At 39.6% G+C, this 16,709-nt stretch carries 12 protein-coding genes; 7 read left to right on the top strand and 5 right to left on the bottom strand.

The genetic code is table 11. The features are described from left to right. Nucleotides 1-120 precede the first annotated feature (120 nt). Complete coding sequence (locus FFU37_RS15110; protein WP_039486947.1) at nt 121-2,937, top strand: TolB family protein; 2,817 nt, start codon at nt 121-123, stop codon at nt 2,935-2,937. 29 nt (nt 2,938-2,966) lie between these two features. Here FFU37_RS15110 and FFU37_RS15105 read toward each other — a convergent pair whose 3' ends face one another. Both FFU37_RS15105 and FFU37_RS15100 read right to left on the bottom strand, forming a co-directional pair. Further along, a complete protein-coding gene (locus tag FFU37_RS15105) occupies nt 2,967-4,127 on the bottom strand; it encodes a tetratricopeptide repeat protein (RefSeq protein ID WP_138489832.1) in 1,161 nt (386 codons plus the stop codon). A gap of 49 nt (nt 4,128-4,176) precedes the next feature. Beyond that, nucleotides 4,177-5,310, bottom strand: coding sequence for a PepSY-associated TM helix domain-containing protein (locus FFU37_RS15100; protein ID WP_039486942.1), 1,134 nt, complete (start codon nt 5,308-5,310; stop codon nt 4,177-4,179). Between the two features lie 289 nt (nt 5,311-5,599). On the opposite strand from FFU37_RS15100, the gene FFU37_RS15095 reads away from it, so the two are divergent. The 4 genes from FFU37_RS15095 to FFU37_RS15080 all read left to right on the top strand — a co-directional run bounded on the left by FFU37_RS15095 (nt 5,600) and on the right by FFU37_RS15080 (nt 8,387). Beyond that, nucleotides 5,600-6,214: a PQ-loop repeat-containing protein gene (locus tag FFU37_RS15095; RefSeq protein ID WP_039487033.1), complete on the top strand. Its 615-nt coding sequence runs from the start codon at nt 5,600-5,602 to the stop codon at nt 6,212-6,214. 70 nt (nt 6,215-6,284) lie between these two features. Then, nucleotides 6,285-7,109: a hypothetical protein gene (locus FFU37_RS15090; protein WP_138489831.1), complete on the top strand. Its 825-nt coding sequence runs from the start codon at nt 6,285-6,287 to the stop codon at nt 7,107-7,109. Then, a complete protein-coding gene (locus FFU37_RS15085) occupies nt 7,106-7,579 on the top strand; it encodes a pilin (protein WP_010554538.1) in 474 nt (157 codons plus the stop codon). The genes FFU37_RS15090 and FFU37_RS15085 overlap by 4 nt, the downstream gene beginning before the upstream one ends. Nucleotides 7,580-7,598: 19 nt before the next feature. Then, complete coding sequence (locus FFU37_RS15080; RefSeq protein ID WP_138489830.1) at nt 7,599-8,387, top strand: PhzF family phenazine biosynthesis protein; 789 nt, start codon at nt 7,599-7,601, stop codon at nt 8,385-8,387. A gap of 69 nt (nt 8,388-8,456) precedes the next feature. Here FFU37_RS15080 and FFU37_RS15075 read toward each other — a convergent pair whose 3' ends face one another. Beyond that, entirely contained in the window at nt 8,457-10,964 is a 2,508-nt protein-coding gene (locus FFU37_RS15075; RefSeq protein ID WP_138489829.1) for a zinc-dependent metalloprotease, read from the bottom strand. A 288-nt stretch (nt 10,965-11,252) separates the two neighbouring features. Between FFU37_RS15075 and FFU37_RS15070 the strand changes: the two genes are divergently transcribed. Continuing rightward, a complete protein-coding gene (locus tag FFU37_RS15070; protein WP_039486935.1) occupies nt 11,253-12,431 on the top strand; it encodes an efflux RND transporter periplasmic adaptor subunit in 1,179 nt (392 codons plus the stop codon). A 12-nt stretch (nt 12,432-12,443) separates the two neighbouring features. Then, nucleotides 12,444-15,566 (top strand): efflux RND transporter permease subunit, encoded by a 3,123-nt coding sequence (locus FFU37_RS15065; protein WP_138489828.1) that lies wholly within the window; start codon nt 12,444-12,446, stop codon nt 15,564-15,566. Nucleotides 15,567-15,654: 88 nt separating this feature from the next. Here FFU37_RS15065 and FFU37_RS15060 read toward each other — a convergent pair whose 3' ends face one another. Both FFU37_RS15060 and FFU37_RS15055 read right to left on the bottom strand, forming a co-directional pair. After that, entirely contained in the window at nt 15,655-16,107 is a 453-nt protein-coding gene (locus FFU37_RS15060; protein ID WP_024595584.1) for a c-type cytochrome, read from the bottom strand. A 92-nt stretch (nt 16,108-16,199) separates the two neighbouring features. After that, nucleotides 16,200-16,670, bottom strand: a complete 471-nt coding sequence (locus tag FFU37_RS15055; RefSeq protein WP_007377300.1) for a DUF2721 domain-containing protein — start codon at nt 16,668-16,670, stop codon at nt 16,200-16,202. Nucleotides 16,671-16,709 lie beyond the last annotated feature (39 nt).

Genomic DNA, 16,709 nt, shown 5'->3' with positions numbered 1-16,709 from the left:
TACCCTAATAAAGCATGTGTAAATACCCATTTTCACATGTTTTATTACACTTTCTTACTGCCCATGAAAGACATTTAATAATACCCTAGATGGTATTAAGGAATTATTTTAGGGACGCTCATGAAAAGAACACTTATCGCATCAGCTTTATTACTAGCAGCACCGAGCTTTGCAGCCGATTGGCAAACTATTCATACCGAACATTTCAACATTCACTACAGTGTTGAGCATGCTGATTTTGCTAAATCAACTGCAGCAGAGCTTGAAATAGTACGCAACAAAGTGCTTGAGCAGCAAAACCGAGCACTTGATAAAACAGTTGATGTAGTGGTGTTTGATCCCCTAAATGCGGCAAATGGCTTTGCGCTACCTACCTCAAATAATCCTGTAATGGCACTTTTTACAACCCCACCACAATCCGACACCGTTATATCAAACAGCGCTGGCTGGCAGCAGTTACTTGTACTGCATGAATATATTCACTTAGTGCACTTAGCACAGCCTACACGCAATGACTGGCAGCAAAAAGTACGTGGCATATGGGATTTATACGACTTAACTTACAGTGATACACCGCGCTGGGTAGCCGAAGGTTATGCCACATTGATTGAGTCTAAAATGACGGGCCGTGGGCGTTTATTTGATAACTACTCAGAGTCAATACTGCGAGAATTTGCTCAGCAAGGTGCTTTGCCAACCTATGGGCAATTAAATGGCGAGCAGGGCTTTATGGGCGGCTCAATGGCGTATTTAATGGGTAGTCGCTTTTTAAATTGGTTAGAGCAAAATTATTCAGAACAAACACTCGATAGTGTTTGGACGCGAATGCAAGGCGTAAAAACGCGTGATTTTGATGAGGCATTTAGCGGTGTGTTTGGGCAAAGTGCAGCCAAGCTATATCGCCGATTTATAGCTGAATATACCTATAAAGCAATGCAAATAGAGCAAGGGGAGGTGTTACTTAATAGTGAACTCTGGCTTGAGCTTAACTTATATGCAAGTAACCCAGCACTTTCAAAAGATGGTAGTAAGATTGCGATTGTTGAGCGAGATAAAGAGAGTAATACCAAGCTTATAATTTATAGCACGGATGACAACATAAAGGCGCAAGAAGAGTTTACTAAAGCGCAAAAAGAGCTACTCGAAAACGATGCACAGGACATCCCCGATACAGCGCCAAGTGTGTTTAAGCGCGAACAAAAACAAGTGCTTAATCAAATTAACCGAGCCGGTATTGCAAACCCGCAATGGGTAAATAGCACAACGTTATACTTTAATGCGTACAGCAATGAAGAGTCGGGTATTTATAACAAAGTGTCTGATATATTTAGCTATAACACTGACACTGGAAATATTACACAGCTTACCGAACTTGCTGGTATACGACGATTTAGCGTAACCAGTAACGGTGAAACCTTGTATGGCGAGCAAATAAGAGATGGCTACTCTGAATTAGTGAAGGTTGATCTCAATACGCAAACCATCACACCATTATTTACAAAAAGCCTTGAGACAACTTACGATTACCCAATACTCAGTCCTGATGAAACTAAATTAGCTTATTTATCAACGTCATTAAATGAAAACTGGCAATTGTATATACAAGATGTAGGTGGTAATAAGCAGCAATTAGTACCTATGCCAAACGGGTATCAATATTTAAGTCAGCCTAGCTTTAGCCATAATGGCGAGTCACTTTACTTAGTTGCAGGTTTAAATAGCGCTACTGATATTTATAACTACAACATAGAGAGTAAAACACTCAGCAAGTTAACTCAGGGGCAAGAGGCAGTTGCCCACCCGATTGAAATGGCTGATGGCTCGTTACTCTATTTTTCGATAACCGCAGATGGGCCAAATGTAAAAACACTGCCAAAAGCTATAAACAGCAGTGTAGTTACTGAACTTTCAGCTAATAAAAAAGCACCGCTGCTCATTGTAAACGAACATACGCTTCCAAAAGCTAAAATATATACGCACCAAACAACGCAGCAAACAAATTACAACGTGCTCGAACAGCACGCTACTTTTGCACTAGGAACGCAGTATTATTCGGCTTCTACCAGTTTGTTAGATTTAAGCATTAAAAGTAGCGACTTACTAAAACAGCTCGACTTGCAAGCGGGATATAGCACTGATTTACACGATGGAGCACTGCACGGTGGTTATGTGCAGGCAAAATATAATGCGCTTGATGTAAAACTGAAACTTGCACTATTTGACTATAATTTAAATACATCGCGGCAGTATCAACAAAGCCTAAATGCAGATATGGATGCCCGTGGTGGTTTTGCTGCAATAAGTTACCCCGTTAAATTTGGGCAGTTAAGTTTAACGCCAGAGCTTGCCTACAATTACACTGATTATAAACAAAGCCATAAAAATTGGACGCGTTTAGGCGTTGCCCAAAATTGGCAATATGATCGTCAAGACTTTGTAATAGGCCAAAGCCTTTATGCGAGTTGGTACGATGGCAGTAGTAAAAATAATAGTTGGCAAGGTTACGATTTAGCCGCCAAAATTTTTGGTAAAGCGTTTGGTATTCCTCTTTATGCAAATTTTTCTCTAAAGCAACGTGATGACAGCAGCCTTGCATTAGGTGGCTTTAGCTCAAATCTTATTAATCAGCAGCAAAATAGTGAATATGTACTTTCATCTGAGCTGCCTTTTTATAGCGCAACTGCAAAGCGCTATCAAGGTTACGGTGGCGGCTTTAGCTTTAAAGAAGGCATGCCGTGGCTTTATTATAAGCAACATCAACTCGACGGCACCGTATATGCACAAAGTTACGGGATAAAACACCAAGGTGATTTTAGTTTTGGAATGGGGCCTGCTGGTATAAATGACTTAACATTTAATATGGGACTGTCGCGAGTAGAAGGCGATAGTTTTGAAGATGAAATGCGAGCGTGGCTAAGCTTTTATTACTCCCTTTAGCGTTTAAAGTTAACCACGGTTTGGCTAAGTTATTTGTCCATTTGTAACGACAGTAACTTAGCTTGATATACATCGATTTTTTGGTTATCACGTTCTAGTTCAATAGCTTTCTCAAGTAAGGTTTGTGTTTGTTTAATATTACCTTGTTGATAGCGAACTTTTGCGAGTTCCAAGTATAACTCAGCAATGTAAGGCGCTTTAGTAATAGCTTGCTCAAGGTGCGCTTTAGCCTGATGAGCGTGGCCAGCTTGTAAGTCGTTTTTAGCGATTACTAGTAATTCGTATGGGTCTTTTTCTTTATTAACTAATTGTGAGGTGAGCTCTTTAACAAGCTCTTTGTCGCCTAATTTTTTAGCTAAAAGCTGATAGTTGCTGATTAAATTAATGCTTATTTCATTATTACTAAGTGCTGTTTGATAGATGTTTTTAGCGCTTTGTAAATCACCAGCCCGACGATGCAAAATGCCCGCTATATTAAATAATTCAGGATCATTGGGAGTGTATTTGTTTGCTTGTAGAATAAGTGAGTACGCAATATCCAGCTGTTTGTCTGCTAGCGCTGTTGCAGCTAAGTTACTGTAAAACTTAGAAACTAAATCGTTATAATCTGCACTGCTTGAATAAAAGCTGCGACGGGTAGGAAAGTAGTCGATTAAGGTGCTCGCTCTGAAAAATTCAACAATATTATCATCTTTTTTCTCTACTTTTGGGGCGTATACTCTTGTTCTAAAGTGGCTTGCTACATAAACAACATTATTTTCTTTTGCGTATACAGGCTGACTTGTTACTTCTTGAAAGCTCGTTTCTAATCCGAGAGCTTGTGCATAGCTTTGTGTTAAAACAGCTAAGCTAATGCAGTTGCCTTGCGAAAGTTTTAAGGCTTGGGCTGAAGTAAGTGTATCGCCGTGGTATTTAAAGTTAGCTAAGTTGCTTTCGAGGTAGTTGTAAATAATGCGGTCATGACGGATTTCAGACTGTTTTTGTTTTTCGGCGTAAGCTAAAAACGTTTCTTTTTCAGCATTTGGCAGCTCGAAAATACTGTACTCAGAAGGAGTGTCGAGTTTATTAAACAAAGAATGGTTTAATAGTTGTTCAAGCTCTATTTGTTGTTCTACTTGCTGAACCTTGGTTGTGTTACATCCAACTAAATATAAAAAAGTAATACAGACTGCTATTTTATAAAACATCATAAACCCACTCCATTGTTAAATTTTACATTACAATGTGGTGGGTTATTAATCAAGCACTTGCTGTACTGCGTTTACTTGAGCGATTTTTTTGTGATTGTTTTTTACGTTTACGGCGGGTAAACCACAAGTAAAAACCAGTACCTGCTAGCCACACTGGGCTTAAACCAATTACGCACCACAGTATTTTACTTATTAGCCCTGCAAAGTAGCCAAAATGAAGCTTTCTAAAGCTATCAATTACTTGCCAGCCAACGCCAACTTCGCGAATATCCCAGTTAGTTAAATGTTCGCCTGTTTGCTTATCGTAGCTAACCGTATTGGCATATTCGCTTGCAAGTGGGTTATTTGTATCGACTTCGCCGAATAAGGTGATATTTTCGTCAGGCTCGAGTGGCATAACTAAAAACGTACCATTAAAAGTGGGTATTTGCTTTTTACTGTCATCGAGTATGTGTTGAAACGAAATATCGCTACTGTGCAAGTTTTTGGTTAGTACAAAGTGCTCTTCCTCAGCGTGTTCAATAACTTCGTGATACCACACCGCCCAGTTAAAGTAGCCACCTGTGATAGCTAAAATAATAATGATGGGCGACCCTATCACCCCCGTCATTTTATGAATGTCGCTAAGTACAATTTGCAGTGTTGCACGCCAGCGCACACTAAATAGGCGCTGCCAAAATTTACGATAAATAATAAGTCCTGTAATACCTAATACCAATAAAAACAGAGCAAAAAAGAAGCCTAGTACTGTGCCTGTTTGCCCTGGCAGGTTTTTAAAGTCGTTAAGTAAAAAGGTGTAATGCAGTTCTAAAAACCAATCAGTAAAATAATGGCTGGTACCAACAGGCTCTGACAAAATGTCACCCGTATACTGGTTTAAATGAAACTTATACCATTGCTCTGTCCCGCGTTTAACTAAGTAAACCCGATCAGCAGTATCATCGTTAAATATCTCCCAACTACCTACTACATACTCAGGGTAAGCAAGCTCTGTTTTTGCGATTAATTTGTCGATTGGCATGCGCTCTGGCAGTGCTTTTACAACATAGTGACTGCTTGGCATAAGTAAGCCATCTATTTCACTTTTAAAAACTAATACGCTTCCTGTAATACTAATAACAATCAAGGGAATGAGAGCTATAAGAGCGATCCAACTGTGAATTTTAAAAAGAGTTTTTCTCATAGATAGTTTTATATATGGCAGCTAATGACTTGCGCATGATAACAACTATCATTTTCATTTGATAGTTTGTGAGTAGGTTTCCCCTTAAATAGGTAAACCGTGAACTTAATTCTACGGTTTTTGTATACCTAGCTTGCCAGTACCTAAAATAAGAATATCTTATTTAGTTGAGTTAAATTTACGCGGCTCTACAATGCCGCGCTCATAGTAAAAGCCTTTTAAAACAGATGTTTATTAAATGTTTTTATTTCTGTTTTTAATTAACATTTATGTAACGAGCGAGGTTGCTTTGGCGCATTATTTGCCTATATTGTCTTCATTTATTTTGGTTTTTAGTTTTTTACCATTACTAAACAAAATTCGAAAAAATCGTAGTGTCTCTGGTTTGTCACTATTAATGATGACATTTGGATTAGCACAAAGCCTTTATTTTATAACCTACAACATTTTCTTTGAGCGCTATTATATTGCGTTACCATTTATTGTAACCGGTGTGTTAAGCGGGCTTATTTTATATTTTTTTGCACGTTTCAACGCAGCTAAACGAGAACGTGTACAGCTGGTTACTATGCTAGGTTTTTCGTTACTGCCTTTTTCACTGCTTTTAAATTCAAGCCTTGATACTGCAACGGTATTAAGCGCTTTAACGTATGTTGGCCTTGTGATGAGTTCGGTACGTGTTATGCCGCAAACTTATAAAACATTGCGTACGGGTAATGTGAGTAATTTAAGCGCGCGCTACTTTAGCTTGCAGTTTATTGCTGGTATTTGCGGCTTAGTTGTTGAGCTTACAACAGTTGCTCCAAGCACGGCGCACTTACTTATGTTTATTATGCTATTGCTTACCAATGCTGTGCAATTTGGTTGTATGCAATACTATAGAATGCGACCTGTAATGGCTTAAAAACAAGCTACTTAAGTTCCTATTTAGCCTAATTTATGGCAAATTACTTTATCTAATAAAAGGATGAAGTATGAATTGGAATCAGTTTGGCTATATTTGCCGTGTTAATAGCTCTAAAACACTAAGTACAGAGCAAAAAGATAAGCTAAGTACACAGTCCCATTTAAATATGTATGCCAATAGCGGGTCGCATAGTAAATTAGCGCATAATCTGGTGGCGCAAATTGCATCTCAAGATGAAGCAACATCGCAAAAGCAAGCTGCGTATTATCAATGTTTACCGGAATTAGTTAACGAATTTAAGTTTGAGAACAAGGGCTGGCTTAGTTACTTAACCATTGTATTTGTTATTTATGTTTTATCCTCTTTGTTGTATCAGTCTTTTGTTGTGCCTACTTTTATTGAGATATATAGCAAGCATACTGTTTCTTTAAATCATGTATTTGATGATTATTTTACGTACTGGTATGTGCCAATTATTTTACTCGTTTTATTGCTGAGTGTTATTTTTACCGTTATTTTAAAGCTAAAAAATGTAAGTGCTCTCACAGAGCTAAAGCCTTTTTCGGGTTTATTTAAATTTCTTATTCCTCGTCAATTAATTAATGAGCATAACTCTTTAATTACCACGCTATTATTTCCAAGTAATCATAAAAAGGGTGTTAAAGCCTCTACACCTCAAACCCAGCACTTAGCTCAATGCGAGCTGCTAGGTTTAGAAACCCAAGAAGAATTTAAAGCGTTATTAAAGCAGCAGCTAAAGTTACTTAATACACATATTAAAAGCTTTATAAGTAAGCTCGTTATTGTTTATGGTTTGGTCATTGTTGTGTCTATTTGCTTATTTGTGAAAGCAGCTTATCAACCACTATTTATGCTAGGAGAAGTGCTATGAGAACAAAAGGATTTACGTTAATAGAGTTGATGGTGGTGGTGTCTATTATTGGTATTTTAGCTGCGGTTGCGCTACCTCAATACAGTAAGTATATACAACGAGCAGAACTTGTTGACCCACTTGCAATGGCAGCTGCCATTAGAGAAGACGTTACGGTTTATTATCTTGAAAACAGGCGTTTTCCAGCAAGTAATGAACAAGCAGGTGTACCAGCAAGTAAATTTTTGATTGGCAATCGAGTAACAGGTATTACAGTTGATAATGGTGCTATTCATATTAGCTTGGGTAATAAAGCTTCACAGCTTTTGCAAAATACAGTTTTAACATTCAGACCGGCTGTTGTAACGGGAAGCCCTACAAGCCCAATTGCGTGGTTATGTGGGTTTGACGAGCCGGTAACTGGCATGCAAGCGGTTGGCGAAAATAAAACAACAGTACCAAAAGAAATTTTACCTTCAGCGTGTATATAAAATAGTTTGGGGAATTAAAATGCAATTAGCTATTCATCAAATTGATGCGTTTACGAATGAGTTATTTAAAGGTAACTATGCGGCAGTGATCCCACTAGAATCGTGGTTAAGTGACGATTTAATGCTAAAAATTGGTGCTGAGAATAACGTATCTGAAACTGCTTTTACCTGCCTGCAAGACGATGGAAGTTTTGTTATTCGCTGGTTTTCGCCGTTGATGGAAATCGACTTTTGTGGTCACGCCACACTCGCGGCTGCCTATGTTTTATGTGAAGAGCATAATATATCGAAAATTCGCTTTGTTGCTGATGCGGTGGGCGAGCTAATCGTTAATAGAAACGCTGATGGCAGCTTTGCAATGACCTTTCCTAAGCAAGCACCGATTGAGGTACAAAATGTGCCGCAGCAATTACTTGATGGCTTGTCTATACAACCGAGTAAAGTGCTTAAAAATCGCCAAGCTTACTTTGCTATTTATGAAAATGCCGATCAAATACTTGAATTAAAAACTAACTCCGAGCTTTTAAAAACGCTTTATCCACTTGATGTAGTGGCCACTGCTCCAAGTGCTGAATATGATTTTATATCTCGTTATTTTTGGCCTGCAAGCGGTGGCGACGAAGATTATGTAACGGGCTCAATTCATACTGGCTTGGCACCTTACTGGGCGCAGCAATTGGGTAAAACTACGTTAAGCGCTTATCAGGCTTCAAGCAGAGGCGGGCATTTAATTTGCAAAGTGGATGATACAACCGTCACTTTGACCGGGCATGCTGTAAGGTATTTAAAAGGCACTATTTATATTTGAACTGTGAATTAAGTTATAAAAAAGGCCACGTAAATCGTGGCCTTGGTTTACTCAATTAGTAGAGGTGTTTTATGCTTCTAGCGCTTTTGCAATTAAGCGATCAATATATTTCTTATGCGCTTTAGTTGCTGTATCTGCACCCCAAGCAACACTGATATCGGCTATTTGAGTTAGCTGATATAACGCTGCTGTTTTAGCTAAGTTATCGTATTTGCTTGCTTTACCAAGGCCTGCAATCGCGATTAGCTGGTTAACATACTCAATTTGTAAGTTGTGGCTAATAGAGTTTGCGTCTTTGCTTTTCACAAAAATGCTGGCAGTTAAATCTTCCATAAACTGAGTTAGGCTATATTCGTTACCGTACAGAGCTGTGTCAGAAATACGCAGTAATACCGCTGGGTGTAATAGCTGTGCAAGTACAGACTTTTGCATTCCTAAAATCATTTGGTGTGCTTTAGGGTCTTCATTTTTGCCAAAGTGATTAAAGCCACGACGTTGCAGCTGTAAGTAGCTATAAAGAGGTTGCATGTTTTGTAGTACGTCTGGTGCAAATACAAACTTGGCGAGTATATCCATTGCTTGTGTTTGACGCTCAAGCGATACCGGTGTAAATGGTTTATCTGCGTTTGCATCACCCACTACAGCACGCTCAACGTACACACCACCAATTTGGCGAGAAACCACACCTGCTTGAGCTCGGTACTGACCAAATAAGCTATTAGCAGAGGTAACAAGCTGTTGGTAAGACTCACCTTTAACCGTTGCTTTATCTTTTAGCTCAGTAAATAGTTTATTAATTAGTGCCATACGATCTGCGCCATAGGCAGCAGGGTTGGACGACAAATCACCAATCATTACACGTGGATCGATATGGCGACCTGGTGCGCGCATATCGTCTGCATCGTTACCAAAGGCAAGGGCATGTTCACTTGAACGAGCAAGTATTTTTTCAAGTCGAGCTTGCTCAGCAGTTTCATCTGCAAGCGCTACGCTGTAGCCATAGTTAATTGCCCAATCATCGTAAGGACCAGGTTTTGTTTGAAAAATATCACCTTGCTGCACACCAATTGGGGCAATGTTAGCGGGTGCATAATCCATAACAGAACCGGTTACTATGCCTTGGGTTTTGTTTTTGTCGTGTACTTCTTTTTCATCCCACAAAATTGATGATTTCATATTATGGTTAAGACCTAAAGTATGGCCAACTTCGTGAAGTACCAATTGCGTTAGACCTTGGCGAAGCATTTCTTTATCTTCAATTTTGTCGCCGCTAGCAAGGCCTTTGGCAAGCATTAGATTTTGTTGAATCTCATGCCCAAGAGAGCAATTTAGCTCGCCGGTATTTGTTGTTTCACCGTGGCTCATTGTTCCTTGTGTGAAAAGTGTGTCGTAAATCCAGCGGTTTTTCATAAATACAAACTCAAGCATAATATCTGAGCCCAGTATTTCGCCTGTTAATGGGTTAGCAAGTGCTGGCCCGTATCCGCCAAATGGAGGCTTAGGTGACGAAGTCCAACGCAGTACGTTGTAATTGATATCGCCCGCATCCCAGTCTGCATCGTCTGGTTGTACTTTTACCTCTAAGGCATTTTTAAAGCCGGCTTTTTCAAAAGAGGTATTCCACGTTAAAACAGCGTCACGAATAGTATCGCGCCATTCAATGGGTGTGGTGTTTTCTATCCACCAAGTAATTGGTTTTACTGGCTCTGAAAGCGCTGCACTTGGGTCTTTCTTTTGTAAGTCCCAGCGTTTTATAACATCTTGATAAGGTGCCCAATCGGTAGATGTCATTTGATCAAATTGATTTGTAAAATAACCAATGCGCGCATCATCCATACGTGGTGCGTAGTTATTGCTAGGTAGAGCGACAAACGAGTGCTGAACTTTTACCGATACGCTACGCGGGTCGCTTACTGCATTTGAGCCACGTACCGTTGGGCTTGGGTTAGTAAATACGTAATCAACAACCACGTCTAAGTTATTAGGATATGGACGTTGTTTAATAATGCGTGATTTTTTATCGTCTAGTTTACCTACTTTAAAGCGTTTTTTAGCGTTTTTATCTGCTGGATTTGGTGTAGGTGATACTTTATGAAGTGCTTCGCTTAAAAATAACTTATTTACATTAAATGCTATTTTACCGTCTTCTTCTTTTTCTATTTTAATGCTCGCAAGTACCGCTTCACTAATATTGGCATCACTTGCTTTTGAAATTGCACTGCGTTCGTCAAATTTGTAGCGAGGTGTTTTGCTAATAATATCGATACGGTCAAAGTATTTTCTAAATTCAATTAACTTAGTTTCGCGGTAAGAACCACGATAATGGCCTGCATCTGTAACGCCATCGACAGTGTGCGCAAAATACACAAACGGCGTATTGAGTTGGGATTCGTTAATCACCATAAGGTGCTTACCGGTTTTTTCGTCTTGATAAAGGCTAAATATACCGGCAAATTCGGTTTGTCCTTTGATCATTTCGCTAAGTGTTTTTGACTCTTTTTCGTCTTTTTTATCGGCTGCAAATGCATGGCTGCCAAACGCTAAGCTAAGCGCAAGGGTGATGGTCGTTAATTTCATTTTGAGACTTTTAATATTTGTTAATTTAATTGGACTGTACGTAAATTAATTTAATTTCGCACATCTTCGCGATGAAATTTAAGTGTTTAACGCTAATTAACTGATATTAATGAATAAAAGTTTGTAACAAAATATAACGAATGAGGTGAGCTGCATGTGAAGTTATATTCTATAGCACTAAATAGCAGTGGCATATATTCATTTGTAACAGTTGCTTACAAATGTCACCTTAATGTTTCATATGGCTCTGGTATTATGGCGTTAATAGAATTTTGGGGATAATAGGATATGCAAACAAATTCACTTAGATGGGTTTTTCCATTTGTGGCGCTCATTGTTGGTGTTGTTGGCTTTATGGGAATAAATGCCATTGCACAAGAGCCAGAAAAAAAAGAAGTAATTGATACTCGTCCAACAGTGCAAGTTGAGCCAGTGGCTGCAAACGATCATCAAGTTATTATTAATAGCTACGGTGAAGTAAAGCCTCTTGAAAATACACTGCTCTCGGCGCAGGTGTCGGGCGAGGTGTTAAGTTGGCATCCTAATTTTGTAGCCGGTGGCATAGTTGCTCGCGGTGAAACCTTATTCACTATCGAAAAAGACAACTATGAAGCAGCAGTACTTGTTGCAGAGGCCGAGCTTGCTCGCGCACAAGCGGGTTTAATAGAGGAACAAGCTCAAGCTCAAGTAGCCGAAGACGAAGCCAAGCGCTTCCCAAGTAAAGCGCGCACAGATTTATTTTTACGTAAACCTCAAGTGCTCAGTGCACAAGCATCTGTTAAGTCGGCGCAAGCTGCATTAAAGCGCGCGCAACGTGATTTGGATAATTGTGATGTTACAGCCCCTTACGACGCATTGGTGATTAGCCGAAATATAGGTGTAGGACAGTTTGTCACTATGGGTTCGCAAGTTGCTGAACTCAATAATATTGAGACCGCTGAAGTGATTATTCCTATCGCAGGGTTCGATAGCGTTTTTTTGCCAGAACGTATTAAAGGTATTACCGCAACGATTATTCAAAAAGGCCTAAACAGCTTCACCCGTGAAGGTGTAATTGACCGCGACCTAGGGATTGTTGATAACGCTACGCGTATGAGTAGTTTAGTAGTGCGTATAGAAGACCCATACGGTCTTAAAAACATACAACCAGCCATTAAGTTTGGCAGCTACGTACAGGTAAATTTTGCAGGTGCAATGCTTAATAATATTTACCGCTTACCGCAAGCTTTAGTTAACAACCAAACTGTGTGGGTAGTAAACGAAAACCAAGAACTAGAGCCACGTAAAGTAACGGTTATTCGTGAAGAGGGGGAGTATTTTTACATTAGCAGTGGTTTAAATGCCGATGATAAACTTGTTATTACTCTACCTGAATACCCGCAAAAAGGAATGCAGGTTAAAATTGCAGGTGTAGCTACAAAACCTGAAAGCTCAGAAACGAGCACTTCAAACACGCAACAGCTGTAGGGTGTAATAGTTATGAGCGAGTCAATACAACAAAAACAAACAGGGCTAATTGCCTACTTTGCTAATAATTCAGTAGCCGCTAATTTAATGATGTTTTTTATCATTATTATGGGGGCTATAAGTTACTTTACGATTCAGCGTCAAATGTTTCCTAATGTAGAGATTAACTACATTAATATTGAGGCTAATTACCCAGGTGCCTCTCCTCAGGAAATAGAAGAAAGTATTCTTATAAAAGTTGAAGAGTCACTTAAAGATATAACCGAAATTAAAAAAGGCGTGTATCGCGCATTTAGAAATGGCGGTACAGCCAGCCTGGAAATAAACACCGATGCAAAACTTACCGATGTGCTTGATAAAGTAAAGTTGCGTGTTGATGGTATTGCGACTTTTCCGGCGGGTATGGAACCGGTCACCATAAGTCAAGTTGAGTTTAGGCAAGACGTAATAGGTATGACGCTCGTTGCTGACTTACCACTTACAGAGCTTAAGCCTATAGCAAACCAAATAGAGGATGAGTTACTACAGTTATCTAACGTGTCGTTAGTGGTAAACGATGTTCCTCTAGATGAAATAGCAATTGAAATAGAGCCCGATACGCTGCGCCAATATAATCTAACCCTTAGTGATGTGATGAATGCGGTACGCCGTTACTCAGCTAACTTTTCGGCGGGGCAGCTAAAAACAGACGCAGGTGTTATTTCTGTTCGCGTCGAGAATCAGTTTTACTCAGGTGAAGAGTTTAGGCAAATTCCGGTAAAAATTGGCGAGTATGGCGCTAAAGTTTTACTGCAAGATATTGCAGTTATTAAAGATCAATTTATCGAAGGTGAGCGCTACTTTAAGTTTAATGGCGAAAACGCGGTGTATTTATCGGTTAAAGCAACGCAAGAGCAAAACATGATTCCCGTTGCGGATTCGGTTAAAGCATATATTGATCAAAAAAATAAGCAGCTACCGCCAGGTATTCGATTAGAGCCATTAATGGATATGACCTACTACCTGAATGCTCGCCTAGATATGATGAAAGCTAACCTGTTTCAAGGTGCCATTTTGGTGGCAATTATGTTGTCGTTATTCTTGCGTTTTAAACTAGCGCTTTGGGTAATGATTGGCTTACCTGTATGTTTTTTAGGGGCCATGATGATGATGCCGCTATTTGGCATTAGCATTAATATTATTTCGTTATTCGCTTTTATAATGGTGCTCGGCATCGTGGTGGATGATGCCATAGTGATAGGGGAAGCTGCCTACACCGAAGTTGAAAAAAGCGGCGGTGGTGTAGAAAATGTTGTGCGTGGCGCTAACCGAGTCGCGACCCCTGCAACCTTTGGTGTGTTAACAACGATTGCTGTATTTGCACCATTCACAATGTCGAGCGGGCCAGAAAGTGCCTTCTTTTATGGTATAGCTGTTGTAGTAATGCTGTGTTTAGTATTTAGTTTGATTGAATCAAAGCTGATACTGCCAGCTCACATTGCTCATACGCACTTTTCGCCGATTAAAAAAGGTGGCTGGCGCGATCGCTTCAATACACGCTTTTTTGGTTTCGTAAATGGCCCATACAAACGTTTTATTGCTAAGTGTGTTGATTGGCGCTGGACTGTTTTGTTTGCTTTTATTGCAATGTTTATAATCAGTATTGCACTTATTACGTCTAATAAAGTACGTACAGTTCCAACTCCTAAAGTGCCGCACGACTTTCCACAAATACAAGTTGAAATGAACGACAACGTTTCTGACTTACAAACCATTGCCGCTATTCGTGAAATAGAGGCTATGGTACTTAGAGTCGATGAAGAAACAGAACGTGAGTTTGGTCAAAAAATTATTCGTGATGTATTGGTATTTAATCAAGGCAGAACCGAGTCGCAGTTACTTGCGCCATTGGTTGACGAAGACTCACGTCCATACAATGCATTTGAGCTTTCGCGACGGTGGCGTGAGGCTATGCCGACTATTGCTGGTATTAAGTCGTTAACTATTCAAGACGATGTTGGTGGCGGCGGTGGTAATGGTGGCGGCGAGTTTGGCTATTTATTGTATGGTTCAGACATAGATACTTTAAATCAAGCGGGTCGTCGTTTTATTCAATTACTTCAACAGCAAAAAGGGTTGTTTGATATAAGTTCAACCATAGATCCTGCAAGCAAAGAAGTGCAAATGAGCCTTAAACCAGTTGCATACGATTTAGGCTTAGATTTGGCAGGTATTGCAAATCAAGTGGGTGCTAGTTTTTATGGTGGCGAAGCACAGCGCGTAATCCGAAACGGCGAAGAAGTACGCGTAATGGTACGTTATCCTAAACTGACTCGAGAGGCATTTTCATCGCTTAAACACACCATTGTTACTACTCCGCAAGGTCGAGAAGTGCTTCTTGGTGATGTAGTAGAGCTAACAGAAACGCCAGGTATTAGCTATATACGCCGCGAAGGTGGTTACCGTACCGTGTATGTTTATGGCAATATTGATGAAGAGCAAATTGAGCCAGGCGAAGTGGTTAAGCAAGTAAAAGAAAACTTACTGCCACAGCTAATTGAAGAATTCCCAAGTGTTAAATCAGAGCTTGGTGGCGCCATTGAAGAGCAGCAAGCTCAAGCTAATGAGCAAATAATGTTTTTTATTGGCGGAATGATTTTAGTATACATACTGCTAGCTGTTCCGCTTAAAAGCTATTCACAACCGCTTATTGTAATGTCGGTTATTCCGTTTAGCTTAACTGGCGCTATTTGGGGTCATTACTGGTTTGATTTAGATATGAGCTTAATGTCGGGCTTTGGCTTAATTGCTGCTGCAGGCGTTGTTATAAACGACTCCCTAGTAATGACCGATTACGTAAACCAAGTTCGCCGCGAGGGTGTTAGCGTTAAACATGCAGTAATAGAAGCAGGTTGTGCCCGCTTTAGAGCAATCTTATTAACATCAATCACTACCTTTGCTGGTGTATTGCCCATTATGTTTGAAACAAGCCTGCAGGCTAAGTTTGTAATACCTATGGCAGTAGCACTTGGCTTTGCTGTTATGTTTGCAACGTTAATAACGCTTATATTAGTACCGTGTTTATATATTATTTTAGGTGATATTGGTGCCGTATTTAAACGCCCATTTAAAAGCCGAGCTGTGAAAGTCTCGTAGATAAAAAACATAAAAAAGCACTGACCGTTATTAACGCTCAGTGCTTTTTATTATCTAATTATTGTTGTTAAACTGGCTACAACAATAATTAATCTTTAAATTGCTTATGGCAATCTTTACAGCCTTTAGCCCATGCGCCAAAAGCTTTACCAATTACGGCCTTATCGCCTGATTGAGCCGCTACTGCTAGCTCATCTGCGTATTGTTGGAATGCAGTTGCTTTTTTCATAAAAGTATCGTTTTCAGACCAAACAGCAGCAAGTGCAGCTGTGTCGCCTTTATCTGTTCCTTCGTAAAACGCTTCCCATGGCATTTTTGAAAGTGCAGCTGCGTTGTTAGCACGCTTTTTAAATTGCTCTGCGTCAAAAGGTACTTTACCTTTTAGCATTGCGCCCATGTCACCAATTTGTACTGAGATCATTGAAAACGCTGCTTGGCGGTATTCAATCGCGTCACTTGGCTCTTTAAATGCAGAATTTGCCGATACGCTAAATGCACACGTTGCCAGTGCTATTGTTGCTAATACTTTTTTTAATTTCATGTTTGCCCCTGTTGAAAATTGTAATTCTTAATTCGGTATCTTGTATCTAACATCGTATTTATTCAAGTGAATACGATAGATTTAACTAAAACTTAATCGTTTATATCAATATCTGCAAATATCATCCCGCGACGCATGCTTCTAGTTGCTAAGAATACCTCACCAAGTAACGACATAAATGCACATATAAGTAATGCCATTGCTGCTACAAAACAACAGGCAATTGTAACGCCTAAGTTTATAGATTGAATATGCGATAAAAATAACAACATAACCACAGCGCATACAAGTAGTGCGCTTAATACACTTAAACTAAAAGCAATATGTATACATCGAGAACGCTTTAAAAGGGCGCGCAGCTCTGTAGCGAGTGATTTATTAAAGTCCTCGTCAGTACTTACTTTTAGTCTGCGTTCTAGCTGACGTGCCCTATCGGTAATTCGTGCTAAACGATTAGATAAAACACCTAAAGTAGCAGCAATACCCGTGATTAAGAATACAGGGGCAACGGCCGTTTGAATTACTTTAGCCATGGTTAAAATGTTAATTACTTCGTTATTCATTCATTTCTCAAGAAAAAGTTAGAGTTGTTTACATTAGTT

The sequence above is a fragment of the Pseudoalteromonas distincta genome (assembly GCF_005877035.1).
Lineage (GTDB): Bacteria > Pseudomonadota > Gammaproteobacteria > Enterobacterales > Alteromonadaceae > Pseudoalteromonas > Pseudoalteromonas distincta.
Note: the sequence above shows the minus strand (reverse complement) of the source record. Positions and strands in the feature narration are given on the sequence as shown.

Excerpts from the sequence above, each read along its gene's own strand:
- FFU37_RS15110 (WP_039486947.1), top strand. The coding sequence starts at position 121 with ATGAAAAGAACACTTATCGCATCAGCTTTATTACTAGCAGCACCGAGC.
- FFU37_RS15105 (WP_138489832.1), bottom strand. The coding sequence starts at position 4,127 with ATGATGTTTTATAAAATAGCAGTCTGTATTACTTTTTTATATTTAGTT.
- FFU37_RS15100 (WP_039486942.1), bottom strand. The coding sequence starts at position 5,310 with ATGAGAAAAACTCTTTTTAAAATTCACAGTTGGATCGCTCTTATAGCT.
- FFU37_RS15090 (WP_138489831.1), top strand. The coding sequence starts at position 6,285 with ATGAATTGGAATCAGTTTGGCTATATTTGCCGTGTTAATAGCTCTAAA.
- FFU37_RS15085 (WP_010554538.1), top strand. The coding sequence starts at position 7,106 with ATGAGAACAAAAGGATTTACGTTAATAGAGTTGATGGTGGTGGTGTCT.
- FFU37_RS15080 (WP_138489830.1), top strand. The coding sequence starts at position 7,599 with ATGCAATTAGCTATTCATCAAATTGATGCGTTTACGAATGAGTTATTT.
- FFU37_RS15075 (WP_138489829.1), bottom strand. The coding sequence starts at position 10,964 with ATGAAATTAACGACCATCACCCTTGCGCTTAGCTTAGCGTTTGGCAGC.
- FFU37_RS15070 (WP_039486935.1), top strand. The coding sequence starts at position 11,253 with ATGCAAACAAATTCACTTAGATGGGTTTTTCCATTTGTGGCGCTCATT.
- FFU37_RS15065 (WP_138489828.1), top strand. The coding sequence starts at position 12,444 with ATGAGCGAGTCAATACAACAAAAACAAACAGGGCTAATTGCCTACTTT.
- FFU37_RS15060 (WP_024595584.1), bottom strand. The coding sequence starts at position 16,107 with ATGAAATTAAAAAAAGTATTAGCAACAATAGCACTGGCAACGTGTGCA.
- FFU37_RS15055 (WP_007377300.1), bottom strand. The coding sequence starts at position 16,670 with ATGAATAACGAAGTAATTAACATTTTAACCATGGCTAAAGTAATTCAA.